This is a genomic window from Paenibacillus chitinolyticus NBRC 15660, assembly GCF_000739915.1.
GTDB lineage: Bacteria > Bacillota > Bacilli > Paenibacillales > NBRC-103111 > Paenibacillus_F > Paenibacillus_F chitinolyticus.
In genome coordinates, this window is record NZ_BBJT01000007.1 from 166,705 (window position 1) to 182,063 (window position 15,359).

General features: G+C 56.1%; 17 protein-coding genes. 4 read left to right on the forward strand and 13 right to left on the reverse strand.

Annotated elements, in window-relative coordinates; translation table 11 throughout:
* Positions 1–204 precede the first annotated feature (204 nt).
* The 3 genes from PCH01S_RS17955 to PCH01S_RS17965 all read left to right on the forward strand — a co-directional run bounded on the left by PCH01S_RS17955 (position 205) and on the right by PCH01S_RS17965 (position 2,555).
* The gene (locus tag PCH01S_RS17955; RefSeq protein ID WP_129112438.1) at positions 205–384 is read left to right on the forward strand and encodes a hypothetical protein; all 180 of its coding nucleotides are present in this window, start codon (positions 205–207) and stop codon (positions 382–384) included.
* 158 nt (positions 385–542) lie between these two features.
* On the forward strand, positions 543–1,925 hold the full coding sequence (gene gdhA, locus PCH01S_RS17960; protein ID WP_042231405.1) for an NADP-specific glutamate dehydrogenase: 1,383 nt from the start codon (positions 543–545) through the stop codon (positions 1,923–1,925).
* 303 nt (positions 1,926–2,228) lie between these two features.
* Complete coding sequence (locus tag PCH01S_RS17965; protein ID WP_042231407.1) at positions 2,229–2,555, forward strand: methyl-accepting chemotaxis domain-containing protein; 327 nt, start codon at positions 2,229–2,231, stop codon at positions 2,553–2,555.
* A gap of 167 nt (positions 2,556–2,722) precedes the next feature.
* Here PCH01S_RS17965 and PCH01S_RS17970 read toward each other — a convergent pair whose 3' ends face one another.
* From PCH01S_RS17970 to PCH01S_RS17985, 4 genes are all read right to left on the reverse strand, one after another.
* Complete coding sequence (locus PCH01S_RS17970; protein ID WP_042231857.1) at positions 2,723–3,223, reverse strand: hypothetical protein; 501 nt, start codon at positions 3,221–3,223, stop codon at positions 2,723–2,725.
* Between the two features lie 160 nt (positions 3,224–3,383).
* The gene (locus tag PCH01S_RS17975) at positions 3,384–4,052 is read right to left on the reverse strand and encodes an MgtC/SapB family protein (protein WP_042231409.1); all 669 of its coding nucleotides are present in this window, start codon (positions 4,050–4,052) and stop codon (positions 3,384–3,386) included.
* A 102-nt stretch (positions 4,053–4,154) separates the two neighbouring features.
* Positions 4,155–5,462 (reverse strand): uracil/xanthine transporter, encoded by a 1,308-nt coding sequence (locus PCH01S_RS17980; protein ID WP_042231415.1) that lies wholly within the window; start codon positions 5,460–5,462, stop codon positions 4,155–4,157.
* Positions 5,463–5,464: 2 nt separating this feature from the next.
* On the reverse strand, positions 5,465–5,926 hold the full coding sequence (locus PCH01S_RS17985; RefSeq protein ID WP_042231416.1) for a nucleoside deaminase: 462 nt from the start codon (positions 5,924–5,926) through the stop codon (positions 5,465–5,467).
* 131 nt (positions 5,927–6,057) lie between these two features.
* Between PCH01S_RS17985 and PCH01S_RS17990 the strand changes: the two genes are divergently transcribed.
* The gene (locus PCH01S_RS17990) at positions 6,058–6,936 is read left to right on the forward strand and encodes a LysR family transcriptional regulator (protein WP_042231860.1); all 879 of its coding nucleotides are present in this window, start codon (positions 6,058–6,060) and stop codon (positions 6,934–6,936) included.
* A gap of 1 nt (position 6,937) precedes the next feature.
* On the opposite strand, the gene PCH01S_RS17995 is transcribed toward PCH01S_RS17990, so the two are convergent.
* From PCH01S_RS17995 to PCH01S_RS18030, 9 genes are all read right to left on the reverse strand, one after another.
* Positions 6,938–7,480: a hypothetical protein gene (locus PCH01S_RS17995; RefSeq protein WP_241688764.1), complete on the reverse strand. Its 543-nt coding sequence runs from the start codon at positions 7,478–7,480 to the stop codon at positions 6,938–6,940.
* 29 nt (positions 7,481–7,509) lie between these two features.
* A complete protein-coding gene (locus PCH01S_RS31450) occupies positions 7,510–7,683 on the reverse strand; it encodes a hypothetical protein (protein ID WP_241688765.1) in 174 nt (57 codons plus the stop codon).
* A 287-nt stretch (positions 7,684–7,970) separates the two neighbouring features.
* Positions 7,971–8,483, reverse strand: coding sequence for a hypothetical protein (locus PCH01S_RS18000; RefSeq protein WP_042231420.1), 513 nt, complete (start codon positions 8,481–8,483; stop codon positions 7,971–7,973).
* A gap of 84 nt (positions 8,484–8,567) precedes the next feature.
* Positions 8,568–9,758, reverse strand: coding sequence for an ABC transporter ATP-binding protein (locus tag PCH01S_RS18005; RefSeq protein WP_042231421.1), 1,191 nt, complete (start codon positions 9,756–9,758; stop codon positions 8,568–8,570).
* Positions 9,755–10,786, reverse strand: coding sequence for an ABC transporter ATP-binding protein (locus PCH01S_RS18010; protein WP_042231423.1), 1,032 nt, complete (start codon positions 10,784–10,786; stop codon positions 9,755–9,757). Before PCH01S_RS18010 ends, PCH01S_RS18005 begins: the two co-directional genes overlap by 4 nt.
* Before the next feature lie 25 nt (positions 10,787–10,811).
* On the reverse strand, positions 10,812–11,657 hold the full coding sequence (locus PCH01S_RS18015; RefSeq protein ID WP_042231425.1) for an ABC transporter permease: 846 nt from the start codon (positions 11,655–11,657) through the stop codon (positions 10,812–10,814).
* Between the two features lie 6 nt (positions 11,658–11,663).
* Positions 11,664–12,614: an ABC transporter permease gene (locus PCH01S_RS18020; RefSeq protein ID WP_042231428.1), complete on the reverse strand. Its 951-nt coding sequence runs from the start codon at positions 12,612–12,614 to the stop codon at positions 11,664–11,666.
* A 58-nt stretch (positions 12,615–12,672) separates the two neighbouring features.
* Entirely contained in the window at positions 12,673–14,250 is a 1,578-nt protein-coding gene (locus tag PCH01S_RS18025; RefSeq protein WP_042231429.1) for an ABC transporter substrate-binding protein, read from the reverse strand.
* Positions 14,251–14,583: 333 nt separating this feature from the next.
* Complete coding sequence (locus tag PCH01S_RS18030; protein ID WP_042231431.1) at positions 14,584–15,036, reverse strand: MarR family winged helix-turn-helix transcriptional regulator; 453 nt, start codon at positions 15,034–15,036, stop codon at positions 14,584–14,586.
* Between the last annotated feature and the right edge of the window lie 323 nt (positions 15,037–15,359).

Sequence of the window (15,359 nt, forward strand, 5' to 3'; positions counted from 1 at the left end):
ATCCTGTCTAGAGAAGGGACTTATCGGATCTATTCGATTACCGCCGACTCGGCCGCTTGTCCGCGGTTCGGCGGTCTCTTCCGGTTTCATTATAGCAGGTTCGGCGGATAGAAAGGGTTTTTATGTCATTTTTTCTCCCAATCGGCGGCTTCCACGCTTCTCGTAGAGGTGAAAAAATCGGCGCTTCTCGGCGCTTATCAAAATTTGTTCACAATTTTACTCGTGCTCGGCATCTTCATGCTGCTGGCCTCCTTCGGTAAGGCCCTGACCGGAAAAGGACGCTCGCTTGTCCAAAAAGAACAAGCCCCGAAAGCTCAGTTTGCGCAGGATCCGGCCCCTGTTTTGGCCCTTCCGCAGCCCCCTGCGGAGCCTGTCGGACGCTAAAATCGTACATTAACCATCCGGTGGTCAATTAAAATTCGGTTTTTGCCATCGACCTTTTTTATCGCCCTATAAAGCATTTTTTATGGAAATATGGTTGCTCTCCCAGTAAAAACATGTAATAGTATTAGAAAATTAAATCTACAAGGTTGGTGAAGTGAATGGGAGTAACGCTTGGAGGCAAGGCCGTTAACGAAGTCGCGGCAAGAACGTATATTGAAGAAGTTTATCAGACTGTTTTACAGCGTAATTCGAATCAATATGAATTCCAGCAAGCCGTTAAGGAAATCGTGGAATCGCTTGTTCCCGTTTTTGCTAAAAACCCGCATTACATGAAAGCCGGCATTCTCGAAAGGCTGGTCGAGCCCGAGAGGCTCGTTTCGTTCCGTGTTCCCTGGGTGGACGACCAAGGCAATGTTAGGGTAAATCGCGGTTTCCGCGTTCAGTTCAACAGCGCCATCGGACCTTACAAAGGCGGACTCCGGTTCCATCCTTCCGTAAACGAAAGCATCATCAAATTTCTCGGCTTCGAGCAAATTTTCAAAAATTCCCTGACCGGTCTGCCGATCGGTGGCGGTAAAGGCGGATCGGATTTCGATCCCAAAGGCAAATCCGACGGGGAAGTTATGCGCTTCACGCAAAGCTTCATGACGGAGCTTTGTAAATATATCGGTCAGGATACGGACGTTCCGGCCGGAGATATCGGCGTCGGAGCCCGCGAAATCGGATACATGTTCGGACAATACAAACGTATCCGCGGCGGCTTCGAAGCGGGCGTTCTGACCGGCAAAGGCGTCGTTTACGGCGGCAGCCTGGCCCGTCCGGAAGCGACCGGCTACGGTACCGTCTACTTCGTGCACGAGATGCTGCAGGCCAAAGGCCTGAGCTTCGAGGGAAGCACCGTCGTCGTATCCGGCTCCGGCAACGTGGCGATCTACGCCATGCAGAAAGCTCAGCAGTTCGGCGCGAAAGTGGTGGCATGCAGCGATTCCGGCGGCTATATCTATGATCCGAACGGAATCAATGTGGAGACGGTCCGCCAGCTGAAAGAAGTCGAAAGAAAACGGATCAGCGAGTATACCCTTCTCCACCCCGGCTCCTTCTATCATGAAGGCTGCGACAAGATCTGGACGATTCCCTGCGATATCGCCCTCCCATGCGCGACGCAGAACGAAATCGACATTACGTCAGCCAAGACTCTTATCGCCAACGGGGTAAAAGCTATCGGGGAAGGCGCGAATATGCCGACGACGCTTGACGCCATCGACTCGTTCCTGCAAGCAGGCGTTCTCTTCGGCCCGGCCAAAGCGGCCAACGCCGGAGGCGTGGCGGTTTCCGCGCTGGAAATGTCGCAGAACAGCATGCGCCAATCCTGGACGTTCGAAGAGGTGGATGAGAAGCTCCACCAGATTATGAAGAACATTTACCAGGCTTCGATTCAAGCGGCCGCCGAGTACGACCACGCGGACAACCTTGTCGTGGGCGCGAATATTGCGGGCTTCAAGAAAGTGGCCGACGCCATGATCGCCCAAGGCATCATTTAATCTTCTTTATGCCCGGACATATACACAAAAAGCCTCAACCGGCCTTTAAAGGCCGGTTGAGGCTTTTTGTCATAGCCAAACAATCCTAACCGCCCATCGTGTTAGCACCTTGCGGTTCCAAACCGACAGGGATGCGGGAAGCCGCTGCTTCAACAGCCACACCCGGTGTGCCGGTATCGGGCCGTCAGAAAGGCTGTAGAGGCCTCTGACGGCCCGATACCCCCCTGCAAAGCCTTCCCGGATGTTCCGCCTGTTTCAGCGGCCCTGACGGGCTCCTGCGGGCTCCGTTCATCGTCGTCATGCATGAGCCGGCAGAATCAGTCCCTGGAATATACGAAGGTTGCTTTTGCCGGCATCTCGGACGCGGTCGAAAGAACCACTTCCCGGATTCAAGTGATGTCCCGGAGCATTGATAAGATTACGGAGATAAAGGACGGCATGCTGAACTCCATCTCCAACCTTTCCGCGATCAGCCAGCAGACTGCGGCCGGAACCGAGGAGGTTGCCGCCACGATGGAAGAGCAGCGGACGGCCGTCGTCGCCCTGACCGACATGTCCGATCAGCTTAAAGCGACGGCCGCGCATCTGATCGGCGAGACCAAGAGCTTCAAGCTGGAGCCGGACAGCTAGCCGGGGCTCCCCCCGCTTTATGTAACCGCCCGGCCCGTTAAAGCCCGTTCATCCGTCCGGCAAGCCCGCTTGCTCCCGGAATAGGGCGGCTGAACCGGAAACAGATCACCCCTGTGCCGAAGCGCAACCGCTTCGTACAGGGGTGATCTGTTTTTGCCGAAGGTCTCTCAATAGTAAGTAACCTCGCTCCGGGTCCCGAGCGGAAGCATTTCATAGAGGTAACGCTGAACCCTCTCCTTGACCTCGTCGGTGACGGGAATCGAAGCCCGGGCCACAAAATGGACGGTGCCCGTGACGGAATCGTACCGGCTGAACGTGAAGCGGATGCTCCTCATGAACAAATCGTTCAGTGCCGACGCAATGCGGTACTGGTTGGATTCCCGGGCCACCGCCGCTTTCCAGATCGTCTCCGGCAGCTCCTGGATGAGGGCTTGGGGAATGCTATCCGTCTTGAGCTGGTCGTAAGGTTTTACTTTAAAACAAACATGAGGAAGCAAATAACTCGAAGCGAATTCCTTCAGATTGGCCATGTCTTCGGCGGTCAGAAGCAGTTCTTCGTTCCACGCGTAGATAACCGCCGTATTTTTACCGTCTGTATGAACACGGACATATCTCAAATGAGGATAGCGCTGCTGAATCAATTGCTCGGCTAATAATCGGGTTCCCACCAGCCTCACCTCGGCGAAAAAGTTTGAATATCCGCTCTGCGAACGGTTGCAAGACTTTCCGGTGCTTCTGCTCCGGTTATACAGTATATGCATCGCGGGCTTTCCGCGTTCAAACAAATACCGCCCCCCATGACGGGGGGCGGTATTTGTTACGGGGTTCTTACTGAACCTCGATGGTAAGAAGGGCCGGAACCTCGCGAGTCAGGTTCAGCAGTTCCTCCACCCGGTACGTTTCGGGCAGCCTTACGGTGATCTCCAGAACTATTTCGTCCGTTTCCTTCGTTGCATTGTCCATCGTGAAGCTGAGAACCTTGATGCCCCTGCCTCGGATGGCCGCCAGCATGTTCTCCAAAGCATCCGGCTCATTGGCCAGACGCATGAACAAGTGCTCGCTTTTCGGAGCCGCAAGCCAGTTGAACCGGCCGTGCAGCACTTTTTGCGCAGCCAGGATCAGCAGCGTGACGCCGATTCCGAGCCCGTACATGCCGGAACCGACGGCCATCCCCACACCGGCCGTAGCCCAGATGCCGGCAGCGGTCGTAAGCCCCTTCACCGTCTGCTTCTGCATGAAGATCATGCCGGCACCCAGGAAGCCGACTCCGCTGACCACCTGCGCAGCCACACGGGAAGGGTCTAACCCGAGATTGGGCCAGTCCAGCTGGTCCTGGAAGCCGTATTTGGAAATCGTCATCATAAGCGCCGCACCCACGGCCACAACAAAATGAGTTCGGATTCCCGCTTCCTTGGAGCGGCTTTTCCGCTCGTAGCCGATAAGCGCTCCGCATATCCCGGCGACAAGCACCCTCAACAAGTAATCGAATTGAACCATATTCTCACTCCTTGCCGCGTCTTTCAACTATAAGGCCGCGCTGTCCGTTTACTATCTATTACCCGATTGCGGCCGTTTGATCACCAGCTTATGCAGGATCTTTCAATCGTAACCCTTTTCCTTGGCGATATCCAGCTTTGTCCAGTTTACGCAAGTTTCCAGAATCAGAGACATCAGAATCCCCACCACCAGGCCGTTGCCAGCAAGCGGACGGATATAAACGGGCAGCGCCGAGAATACAACGGAGGGTGTGTTCATGATGCTGACACCGAGCAGAATAGGCAAGGCTAGTCGGTAAATGGTTTTGGAATTAAATCTTGTTCCCTCCACTGAACGGACGGCCGTACCGAACATTTGCAGATAAGCGACGAAAAGAACGGCGCTCCCCACACTGACCGGCAGACCGGAAAACCATCCTCCGAGAGGCGGGATGAGCCCCAACACGAGAAAAAGCCCGCCGCCGATAGCGAGAGCCTGGCGGTGCAGGATCTTCATGCTCTCCAGCAGCCCCATAGAAGAGGTGAAGGTGCCGAACGGGATCAGGCCGAATACCGGCGTCAGCAGGGTCATCAGGCCGGTGACCAGGAACGAACGGCGGTACTGACTCTCCGTGGCGGCTTCACCGTACAGCTTTTCGGCGGCTTTTAAAGACGTCACTGTGTTGGACATGTTGATGAAACCGACGATGAAAGAAGCCGCCATGATCCCGGCATCCACCCGGAGACTCCCCCATGGAAAAAGCCCCTGTACGGCCGCAGCGTAGTCCGGCATACTGCCGGGAGCCGGGAAGGCGAGCCCGTAAGCGGCCCAGCCCAGCAGAATGCCGAAGAGCATGGCAAAGTTGCTCACCCATCCGCGCCCCTTCAAATAAAGCACCGCGACAAATAGCGCGATCAGCACCGACAGAAGGGCTACCGGCGGATTCATCCGCCCGTCCTCCCCGACGCCGAGCATGCCTCTGAAGAAGCTGGCCATAAGCTGGGCGGACAGAAGGAACAGAGAGACGCTGATGACGACCGGGTTAAACAGCCTGCGCATAATACGCGCGAAACCGAGCAGCCCGAGGACGGTCATCATCAGGCCGGATAGAAGGTACCCGGCGGCAAGTCCTCCGCCGACCGCCTTCATATCCGCGCCGCTTGCGGCGGCCGATGCGGCGATGCTGAGCGTGAAGCCCCACCAGACGCCGGCAGGACCGTCCATCAGGGCAAACCGGTGGCCCCAATACGCCTGGAGCATGCAGGCCGCGCCGGTCAGCACGAAGGACACCTGCAGAGAGAAGGCGATTTGGCCCGGCGCCAGCTGAAAGACGTGCCCCAGCGTGAGCGGTACCACGATCGTATTGGTCAGGATGAAAAACATCCATTGAATGCCCGCCAGACCGATCTTGGGCGTTAATGTCGCGCGCATGCTCAGGCCTGGCTTTCTTTCCAGACCGCGTAGGGATGATCCGGACAATCCGGCTCCACGCGGACAAGCTGGACGACCCTTTTCTCGGGAGCAAGCGCCAACTGGTCGTAAACGAATTTCGTACTCATTCCGATTCGCGAAGCTTCCTCTTCCGTATACGCATAATAAACGGCCTTGAATTTGGCCCAGTAGACGGCGGACAGGCACATCGGGCAGGGCTCGCCGCTGGCATACAGCTCACAGTCGGATAAATCCGACTGCCGGAGCACGCGGCTCGCTTCCCGTATGGCCTGGATTTCGGCATGTGCGGTAGGATCGTGCGTCTCCAGCACATCGTTCACGCCTTCGGCGATAATCCGGCCGTCTTTTACAATAACGGCCCCGAACGGCTTGCCCTTTTTTTCACGGGTATTCGTGCATGCAAGCTCCACGGCCCGCTTTATAAAAACATCGGTAGAATCCATCGGATAGTTCCCTCTTTCCATAACTCGGATTTATACAGCATTTCCATGGTATCATGATGGGAAGTATATAAATAATATCAATAAAATTTGTTTCCTATATGATTTTCGTATGGAAAAAGGAGACGATCGGGTTGGACCTGAAACAACTTCATTATTTCAAAGCCATCGCGGAAGAAGGACAGATTACGGCCGCCGCCAAAAAACTTCATATCGCCCAGCCTCCGCTCAGCCAGCAGCTGAAAGCGATGGAAGAAACGCTCGGCGCCGCTTTATTCCGCAGAGAAGGCCGGAGAATGCTGCTCACGGAAGAAGGCCGGACCCTGTACAAACACGCGGTCAAAATCATCGCGTCCATGGAAGAAGCGCAGGAAGAGATTCATGCCGTACGGAGCGGCTGGTCGGGCAAGCTCTGCATTGGGGTCAATACACTGTCCGACGATCTGCTTCCCCGTATATTGGGCGAATTCAGGCAGAATTATCCCCAGTTTACGTTCAAAATTCATCAGAACGAATCATCGATCCTCTGCCGGCTGCTCAAAGAACAGACCATCGACTTGGCCATTGTCCGCATGCCGCTCCCCCTGCCGCTGCAGGATTTTACGGTGCATTATGTGCGTTCGGAGCGTTACTGCTTCGTAACGGCGGCCGGCGACATGCAGGCGCAGAGCCCCGTCACGTTCGAGCAGATCCGCGAGTATCCGCTGATTATTCCGAGTACGGAGGGTCTGGGGCTTCATCATATGATCCACGAAGAATTCGCGAAAAGACGGCTCGAACCCGACATCGTGTGCGAATGTTCCGATATGTCTACCCTGCTCCAGCTCATCTCTTCGGGACTCGGAGCCGGAATCGTGCCGGAAACCGTGCCGAAGCTGCATCCGGGCCCGCTCCTTCGATATATTCCCATCGAAGGCGACATCCTTCCGGCACAATCGGCCTTGATCGGCCTGAGGGACGGTTGGCTTTCGCGGGCGTCCCGGTCGTTTATCGACGCTTACCGGAACTGGTAACCTATGCGCGTCCGAACTTCTCCTCCAGCCGCCGCTTCATGGCTTCCCGGTGTTCGGCGAACTGCTTATGGCGGTGACCGTTCGCCCCGGAAGGATGGGGAAACCCGTGCAGAATGCCGCACTCCCCAAGGAATCCTGCCTCTTCCATCCGCAGCAGCAGGCCTTCTACCGTCTTTCCGAGGGGAATAATCAGCGCTCCGGGCTGCCGCTCCAATTCTTCCTTCGTGAAAGCGAAAGCCGTTTCCCGCAGAAATTCATTGGACAGAAGAGGCGGCTGCGCGCCCGTGTAGTTTTTTCCTTGTACGAAAACGGGGTACCGCAGCAGAGAAGTCGTATGCAGCACGGAGCCGATGCCTTGCGTGAACAACTCCCCGCTCGAAGCCAATCCCAGATAGCGGTGCAGCTCAAGCTCGTCCAGCATCGAAATCAGGTTGCGCCGCATGCTTCCCGAGAACCTTGCCGCTTCCTTCGCCTTTCTGACGATCTCGTCGTCCGGCAGTCCTTGAAGAAGACCGGCCCTTGCCGTTTCGAAGGCCGTTTTCATTTGGGTCCAGCCCGGCGTAATCCCCACGATCACGACTTGGGCGGACGGACAAATTCGTTGTGAGGCGCGTAATACATGGCCAGCCGGCCGCTTCTTTTCATCAGAAAATCGCCCGTGAGAAGGTCCTCTTTGGTGAGCGGACGATCCGCCGGCAGTGAAAGAATAGCAGGCTTGTATGTATGGAACTCGCTTGTCGGCAGCATGTTAGGCCGACCTCCTTCCTATTGAGGTGATCCGGGCTGTAGCGCGATCCACCCTTTCACGGTAAATCGGACTGCTGCGCTATTCCGGCTTTACCCACGGTTTTCTACGAGTATTGCCAGTCTGTTCCATGGAGAACCTGCTCCTCTGTTAGGGATAGGTTCGGGCCACTTGTTTCGGATATGCAATGCAACGCTTTCTGCCTGCTCCGGACTTGGCGCTTTTCCGCCCGCCCGTATCAATAAAAGGCCGGAACCGCATAAAGCACGGATTCCAGCCTTTACTTGTGTTATTCCTTCTCGGACAAAAATTTAAGAACAAGCGAATAAGTTCCGGTTTCTCCCGAAGCCGGAAGCGTAGGGGCATCCTCATTCTCCGGTGCCTTGTCCGCCCCCTCTCCCGCAGACGGCACCTCCAGCATGAGCCAGTTCGGAGCCAGCGAGCTTCGCAGCACCTCCGCTTCGTCAGCCGCCAGCGCCAGTCCCTCGATCCGTCCTACGGACATGGCGAAATCCGTTTCGGCTTCCCGGCCGAGCCGTTCTTTGAGCCACGACTGGAGCCCGCCCGTGGTATTGAATTTCATCCGGTAGCCGTTTCGGATGCCTTCGGCAATTTGTTCGCCGTGCGTCTCTCCGTAAACGAAAAAATCTTCGTAACTGGAATCGTCGCCTGATACTTCCTGCAAAGGCTTTACATCTCCGGACGCCGCACTGACCAGCAGCACCTCGTCAGAAAGGCCTAACCGGCGCACACGCTCCAGTAATACAGCCGTTTTTTGCGAAAATCTTCCCTGCTTCTCCATAAGAAACACCTCTATTCATAAGCTGTCGCTGTTTATGTCCGCCGCATCTTGCTCTATTCTTATCCCAGTTTATAGAAAATTCCGCTACTCATGCAAGTGGCAGGCCGCATAATGCCCGGGAGCGATCTCCCGTAGTTCCGGCTCCTGCACCGCGCAGCGGCCTATCGCAAACGGACAGCGGGAACGAAATTTGCATCCCGTTATCGACTCCAGCGGACTCGGCAGATCCCCCTGCAGAATACGGCCGCCTGCCGGCGCGGCCTTCGGATCGGGAACCGGTATCGCGGAGAGCAGCGCCTCCGTATAAGGATGAGCCGGGCTCGTATACAGCTCCTCGCTCGGAGCGACCTCCACCAGCTTGCCCAGGTACATCACGCCGATGCGGGTGGAAATATGCCGCACCATCGATAAATCATGGGCGATGAACAAATAGGTCAGCCCGAGCTCATCCTGAAGCTCTTCCAGCATATTGACCACCTGTGCCTGCACCGACACGTCAAGCGCCGATATCGGCTCATCGCACAGCACAAATTCCGGACTGGCCGCCAGCGATCTGGCAATGCTGATCCGCTGACGCTGGCCTCCGCTGAATTCGTGAGGGTAGCGGTCGGCATGCTCGCTCTTCAGGCCGACCCTGGCCAGCAGCTCAAGCACACGCTCACGCCGCTCCGCACGTGAAAAGGCGCTGTGGATCTCCAGCGGCTCGGAGATGAGCTGGAGGACGTTCATCCCGGGATTCAGCGAGGAATACGGGTCCTGGAAAATGGCCTGCATCCGTTTCCGATAAGGCTTTAGCTCCTTCTCGGCCATCGGGGCCATATCACGGCCGTCGTAGCGGATCTCGCCGGAAGTGACGTCGTGCAGCCGGATGATGCAGCGGCCTGTCGTGGACTTGCCGCAGCCGGATTCTCCGACAAGCCCGAATGTTTCGCCCCGGTGAATGCGGAAGCTGACGTCGTCGACCGCTCTCAGCTCCCGGGTGGTGCGCCCAAACAAAGACCGGGAAGCCGGGAAATATTTCTTCAGCCCCCGAACGTCGATCAGCACGTCCCGGCCTTGGTCCGGGGAACCGGCTGCATCGCCCGATTCTCCGCCGGCGGTGCCGGGGGCCACCGAGGCAGCCGTATGGTTCCCGTCTCTGGCTCTGCGGCCGCTTCCGGCGACCCGGGCACCGGGAGTCTCACCCCTCACGGCCGCTCCGGCCGCGCCCGGGTCGGCGCTCTTCAACGCAGTATGGCTCGCATCAGGGGCCGTTGTATCGCGCTCTTGGCTCACGAGTCTCCCTCCTTTCGCTTCGTGTCGGCCGCCTGCGGCACGTGCCCGCTATCGTGGTTGTCGGGTCCCCCCGCCAGCCAGCACAGCGAACGGTGTCCCGGCTGCGCTTCGTAATACGGCGGGAGCCGCAGGCACTTCTCCATCGCATGGGGACAGCGCTCCATGAATGGGCAGCCCGGGGGCGGATCAAGCAGATTCGGCGGCGTGCCCTCGATTGGCACGAGCTTCTCCCGGGAACCGCCGCCCGTCTTCGGGATGGAGCGCAGCAAACCCTGCGTGTACGGATGCCGCGGAGTCTCGAAGATGGCTTCCACAGGTCCCTCTTCCATCACGAGCCCGCCGTACATGACAACGACCCGGGTGCAGACCTGCGCGACCACGCCCAGATCGTGAGTAATGAGCAGAACGGACGTCCCTGTCGTATCGCACAGGCTCTTCATTAGATCCAGAATCTGAGCCTGGATGGTGACGTCCAGCGCAGTAGTCGGCTCATCGGCGATCAGCAGCTCGGGCGTGCAGGAAATCGCCATCGCGATCATCACACGCTGCCGCATCCCCCCGCTGAATTCGTGCGGGTACTGGTCGATTCTCTTTTCCGGCGACGGAATACCGACCTCCCGGAGCAGTTCTATCGCCCGCAGGCGGGCCGCCTTGCGGCCGAGCTTCCGATGACGGCGGATCACTTCGGTGAGCTGCGTCCCGACTTTGACAACGGGATTGAGCGAGGTCATCGGGTCCTGGAAAATCATCGCCACCCGGTTGCCGCGGAGCTTCCTCAGCTCTTCTTCCGGCAGCCGCAGCGTGTCCGTCCCCTGAAGCACCACCTCGCCGCCGACGATCTTGCCCGGTGGCTGAATCAGGCGGATCAGGGACTTGGCCGCCACGCTTTTGCCGCTTCCCGATTCCCCTACAATGCCGACCATCTCGCCTTTCTCTACCGTAAAACTCACGCCCCGGACCGACTGCACCTCGCCTTCCCGGGTGAAGAACGAGGTTTTTAAATCACGAACCGATAATAAGGAAGCCATTCATCTCCACTCCGTTGCTGAAAAATTAGCGCCGGTTCACCTTCGGTTCGAACGCCGAACGGAACACATCACCCAGGTAATTGAAGCTAAGAACTGTCGTCAGAATGAATAAACCAGGAAACAAGGCCAGGTAGAAGTTTTCACCCAAATAGCCCTTGGCGTTGTTTAGCATGCTGCCCCAGGAGGCATAAGGCGGTCTTACGCCGAGCCCGAGAAAGCTCAAAGCGGACTCCATCATAATCGTACCCGCTATCGAAATCGTGGCGGCCACGATAATTGTCGGGACAATGCTCGGAATAATATGCCGGGCGATTATCCGGAAAGTACTCTGCCCGGACACACGGGCATACAGCACATATTCCCTTTCCTTGACGGAAATGGTCTCCGCGCGCACAATCCGGGAGATATACATCCAGCTGAGCAGGCCGATAATCAGAATGATGGTCAGAATACTCGGCTTTAAATAGGCGTTCAGAATAAGCATCAGGAAAAAGGACGGAATGGACAGCAGAATATCGACGCCGCGCATAATAAAACTGTCCGTTTTGCCGCCGAAATACCCGCTGACCGTGCCTACGGCCGTCCCGATAACGACGGACAAGATCATCGACAGGAAGCCTACGCTGAGCGAAACCCGGCCGCCGTACAAAGCGCGCGCGAAATAATCGCGGCCGTTGTCATCCGTCCCGAACCAATGCTCGGCACTCGGAGGCTGCAAACGCTCCGTCAGATGAATGGCATTGGGGTCGTACGGAACGGCGAAAGCGAATATCGCCGCCAGCGCGTACAGCGCGAGCAGGATCAGCGCCGCGAGGCCCGACTTCTGCCGGAGCAGCTGCGCCTTGAGCAGGCGCCATCTCATGGAGTTCATTCGTCCTCACCTCATCGTTTTTATTCGGGGATCTGCCAGGCCGTACAGCACGTCGGCCAGCAAATTACCGAAAATGAGCAGGAAAGACGACATCATCGTCATGCCCATAATGAGCGGATAATCCAGACCGAAGACCGCGTTGATGCCGAGCGAGCCCATGCCGGGCCATGAGAAAATACTTTCCACAATAAAAGCGCCGGTGATAATCTCGGCAAAGGACAAGCCGAACAAGGTGATCACGGGCAGCAGCACATTCCTCAGAATATGGCGGAAAAGTACCGTACGTCTGGTCGAGCCGTAGGCGTACTGGATCTGGACGTAATCCTCCTCCAGCTGGCTGATCGTGCTCGACCGGATATAACGCATAAACACGGAGACATGCGTGATGCACAGGACCAGACAAGGCATGATGCCGTGCTTGATGACATCCCAGGCGGAATGGACACCGATCGTCCGCATCCCCATACTCGGAAGCCAGTGCAGTTGAACGGTGAAGACATAGATCAGAATCAGCGCAAACCATAAGCCCGGCAAAGAAATGCCGATGTACGACAGAAGGCTGAGCACACGGTCCGCCAGCTTGTTTTTATACACGGCCGAGATGAGTCCCAGTACAACCGCGACAAGCAGCGAGAGCAGGAATGCGGAGCCCATCAGCCCGATTGTTGCGGGAAGGCGTTCCACAATCAGGGTCAGCACGGGCCTGTGATTGTTCAGCGAATACCCGAAATTGCCCGCCAGTACATTTTTCAGCCATAACCCGTACTGGATGTACAGGGGCTGATCCAGCCCCATGTTCTGCCGGATCCGTTCCACATCCTCCGGGCTCATATTCGGCGTTACAAAAGAAAGAACGGGATCTCCCGGCGCCAGCCGGATCAGTGCGAACGAGACTATCGAAATAAAGAGCAGGATAGGTATCAACTGCAGGATGCGGTGCAGCACGTATTTTCCCAAAAGAAATTCCTCCGTCAATGACGCCTGGTTGTCTTTGGTTCCGTCCGGACTACCGGCTTCATTTCATGTAGATTTTCGAGTAATCGTCAAACAGCACAACCTGTTTCGGCACAGCCTCTTCGAGACCTCCGAATCTCGCGTCTACCGCCACGATCGACTTGCCGTAAGCGATCGGATACGTCGTGACTTCCTCGGCGGAAAGCTCTTGGATCGACTGGTAGAGCTTCGCGCGTTTGGCGGAATCCGTCTCCACGGCCGCTTTCGTCCACAGCGCGTCGAACTCGCTGTTTTTGTAATGCGAATAATTGTACGATCCGCTGCTGAGATAGAGCGGTTTGTACGCATCGGGTTCGAAGCCCATACTGTAGCCGCCGAAGGACATATCGTATTCCTTGTTGTCTTTGTTTAGAGCTTTCTTGCCCAGCGCCGCTCCGTCCAGAGGAATCAGCTCCACGGTCACGCCGATGGCTTTCAGCTTCTGCTGCAAGTAAAGCGACATGTTTTCCTCGGCCTTGCTTCCATTGAAGTACGCGAACCGGATTTTCAGCCCTTCGGCCCCGGCCGCTTTAAGCAGTTCCTTCGCTTTTTCAGGGTTATAGTCGTACCCCTTCAGATCTTTCTGCTGGTACAAAGTATCCGGCGAAAAAATGGAAGAAGCCGGCTCCGCAAACTCTTGGGACGAAAAGCCTGTCGTAATCAGTTCCTTCTTATCGAGGCCGTGCACGATAGCCTGGCGGACTTCCTTCTTATTCATAACTTCGATGTTCGTATTGAACACCATCGTCGTGACTCCGCCCGAAGGGAACGTGATGACGTTCGCCTGCCCGGTGCCCTTCACTTTGTTGTAGTCCTGGGGCTCGATCAGCATCATGTTGATTTCCCCGTTTTGGAGGGCAAGTACTGCCGCACTGCTGTCCTTGGCCACGCGGTAAGTGATGCTGTCCAGCTTCGCTTTCCCGGCAAAATAAGAGTCGGACCGTTCCAGCGTCACATATTCTCCCGGGCGGTACTCTTTGAATTTGAAAGGCCCGGAGCCGACCGGCTTGTTGTTCTTGGAGCTTTTCTCCAGATCGCTTTCTCCTGCGAAAATATGCTTCGGAACGGGGATCAGCTGTACCAGCGCGCCCTCGAATGCCGCCGTTGTCTGCGGAAGCGTGAATTCCACGGTCAGGTCGTCGAGTTTCTTCGCCTGGATAGGCTTGCCGTCCAGCACGAACAGGCTGCGGAAATAGCTGTGCTGCTTCTCGTCCAGCACCTGCTCGAAAGAAAACACGACGTCGTCGGCCGTCAGTTTCTGCCCGTCATGCCACGTCAGGCCGTCGCGCAGTTTCAGCACGTATGACTTGAGGTCCGCGGACGGCGTCAGGCTCTCCGCCAGCACGAACGTTTTCTTGCCGTCATTGATGCTGAAAAGCGGCGCAAACAGCGACTTGCCGATCGTAAGGGACATGCGGTCTCCGGCATACAGCGGATTGAATGTTTTCGGATCGTCCTTGATCGCCACGATAAGGCCGCCACCGGTTTTCGGAGCGGACGAACCCTCCGCCCCTTCCGGGCTTCCCGTTCCGCTGCACGCGCTTGCCGTTAGAACAATGACGGACATGAGGACAGCGGCTAAACTTTTGGACCATTTCATAAAAATCCCTCCCGATAAAGAATGAAATCCCGGAATTCCGGCGAATCTTTTGTTTACATCTAAACCCATCTGTTTAGTCGGATAAATGATAGAGAAACACACAGCCTAGGTTACTCGAACAGGCCGCCATCACCTTCGATGTCTTCCTTGACCTTCATGGCGCTTACCGAGCCATTGCCCCAATCCGCAGCCGACGCCGCATCTTTGATGTCCACATGGGCATCTTCGGAAGCTTAAGGAGATTGCCTGCCATCCGGCTGCCCGTTTCTGCATGAGCAGCCGCGGCTGCCTGACTGGGCGCTAGTAAGCTTGCATCTCATTTCTCCCGGCATCTTATTTCATCTTTTCTTTCAAAACGTTATCCAGCAGCCGTTCCAGCAGTGAAAGTCCCCGGACGATAGCTTCGAGCTCCTCCTGCGACGAGTTTTTAACGAAAAGCTCCTGAAACTCTTGCACGTTGGCGAGAATATCCTTCATCTTGTCCTCCGCTTCCGGGGACAGCTGAATCTTCACCACACGCTGATCTTCCTTCGTCCTGAAGCGCTCGATCAGGTTCATATTCTCCAACCGCGAACAAATGGCCGAAACGTTGCTGTCGACCATATTGAGCGCCGAACCGATATCGCTGACCCGCATGGCCCCTTCCTTATCGAGAAGAAGCAAAATGTTGATCGACGGAGCCGTAAGATTATGCGGAGAATAGTGCTGGTTGACGATTTTGGCGTGCTTCGTATCGATCACCCGCAGCAGCTCGCCCACCTTGACGCAATAATCCGTAAGTTTCATGGCATTCCTTTCCTGCATTTATTTATTACGATAAATATTATAACGATAAGTATATGGCGTCAATGCTTTTTCTTCCGGAATCGGGAAATATCTTTTGAAAATAATTCGTCTCGGCCGGAACGGCAAAAAGCCGTCCTTTCCCAAGCCCGTGGGCTATATGTTTTTTTCCTTTGTGCCGCCGCCCAAACACCCCGGACCTTTTTTAGTTTGCGGCCCATACGAAGCGCGAAAAGCCTCTGGTATAGTTAATCGCAAGAGGGCGGGCTTCTTGCCTGCATTCCGGGAGATTGTGGTACGATCAAGCCATGATCTATCTGCGAGGT

Excerpts from the sequence above, each read along its gene's own strand:
- PCH01S_RS18025 (WP_042231429.1), bottom strand. The coding sequence starts at position 14,250 with ATGAAATGGTCCAAAAGTTTAGCCGCTGTCCTCATGTCCGTCATTGTT.
- gdhA (WP_042231405.1), top strand. The coding sequence starts at position 543 with ATGGGAGTAACGCTTGGAGGCAAGGCCGTTAACGAAGTCGCGGCAAGA.
- PCH01S_RS31450 (WP_241688765.1), bottom strand. The coding sequence starts at position 7,683 with ATGCTGCCGACAAGCGAGTTCCATACATACAAGCCTGCTATTCTTTCA.
- PCH01S_RS17975 (WP_042231409.1), bottom strand. The coding sequence starts at position 4,052 with ATGGTTCAATTCGATTACTTGTTGAGGGTGCTTGTCGCCGGGATATGC.
- PCH01S_RS17965 (WP_042231407.1), top strand. The coding sequence starts at position 2,229 with ATGAGCCGGCAGAATCAGTCCCTGGAATATACGAAGGTTGCTTTTGCC.
- PCH01S_RS17985 (WP_042231416.1), bottom strand. The coding sequence starts at position 5,926 with ATGGATTCTACCGATGTTTTTATAAAGCGGGCCGTGGAGCTTGCATGC.
- PCH01S_RS17995 (WP_241688764.1), bottom strand. The coding sequence starts at position 7,480 with ATGAAAACGGCCTTCGAAACGGCAAGGGCCGGTCTTCTTCAAGGACTG.
- PCH01S_RS17980 (WP_042231415.1), bottom strand. The coding sequence starts at position 5,462 with ATGCGCGCGACATTAACGCCCAAGATCGGTCTGGCGGGCATTCAATGG.
- PCH01S_RS18030 (WP_042231431.1), bottom strand. The coding sequence starts at position 15,036 with ATGAAACTTACGGATTATTGCGTCAAGGTGGGCGAGCTGCTGCGGGTG.
- PCH01S_RS18015 (WP_042231425.1), bottom strand. The coding sequence starts at position 11,657 with ATGAACTCCATGAGATGGCGCCTGCTCAAGGCGCAGCTGCTCCGGCAG.
- PCH01S_RS18010 (WP_042231423.1), bottom strand. The coding sequence starts at position 10,786 with ATGGCTTCCTTATTATCGGTTCGTGATTTAAAAACCTCGTTCTTCACC.
- PCH01S_RS18000 (WP_042231420.1), bottom strand. The coding sequence starts at position 8,483 with ATGGAGAAGCAGGGAAGATTTTCGCAAAAAACGGCTGTATTACTGGAG.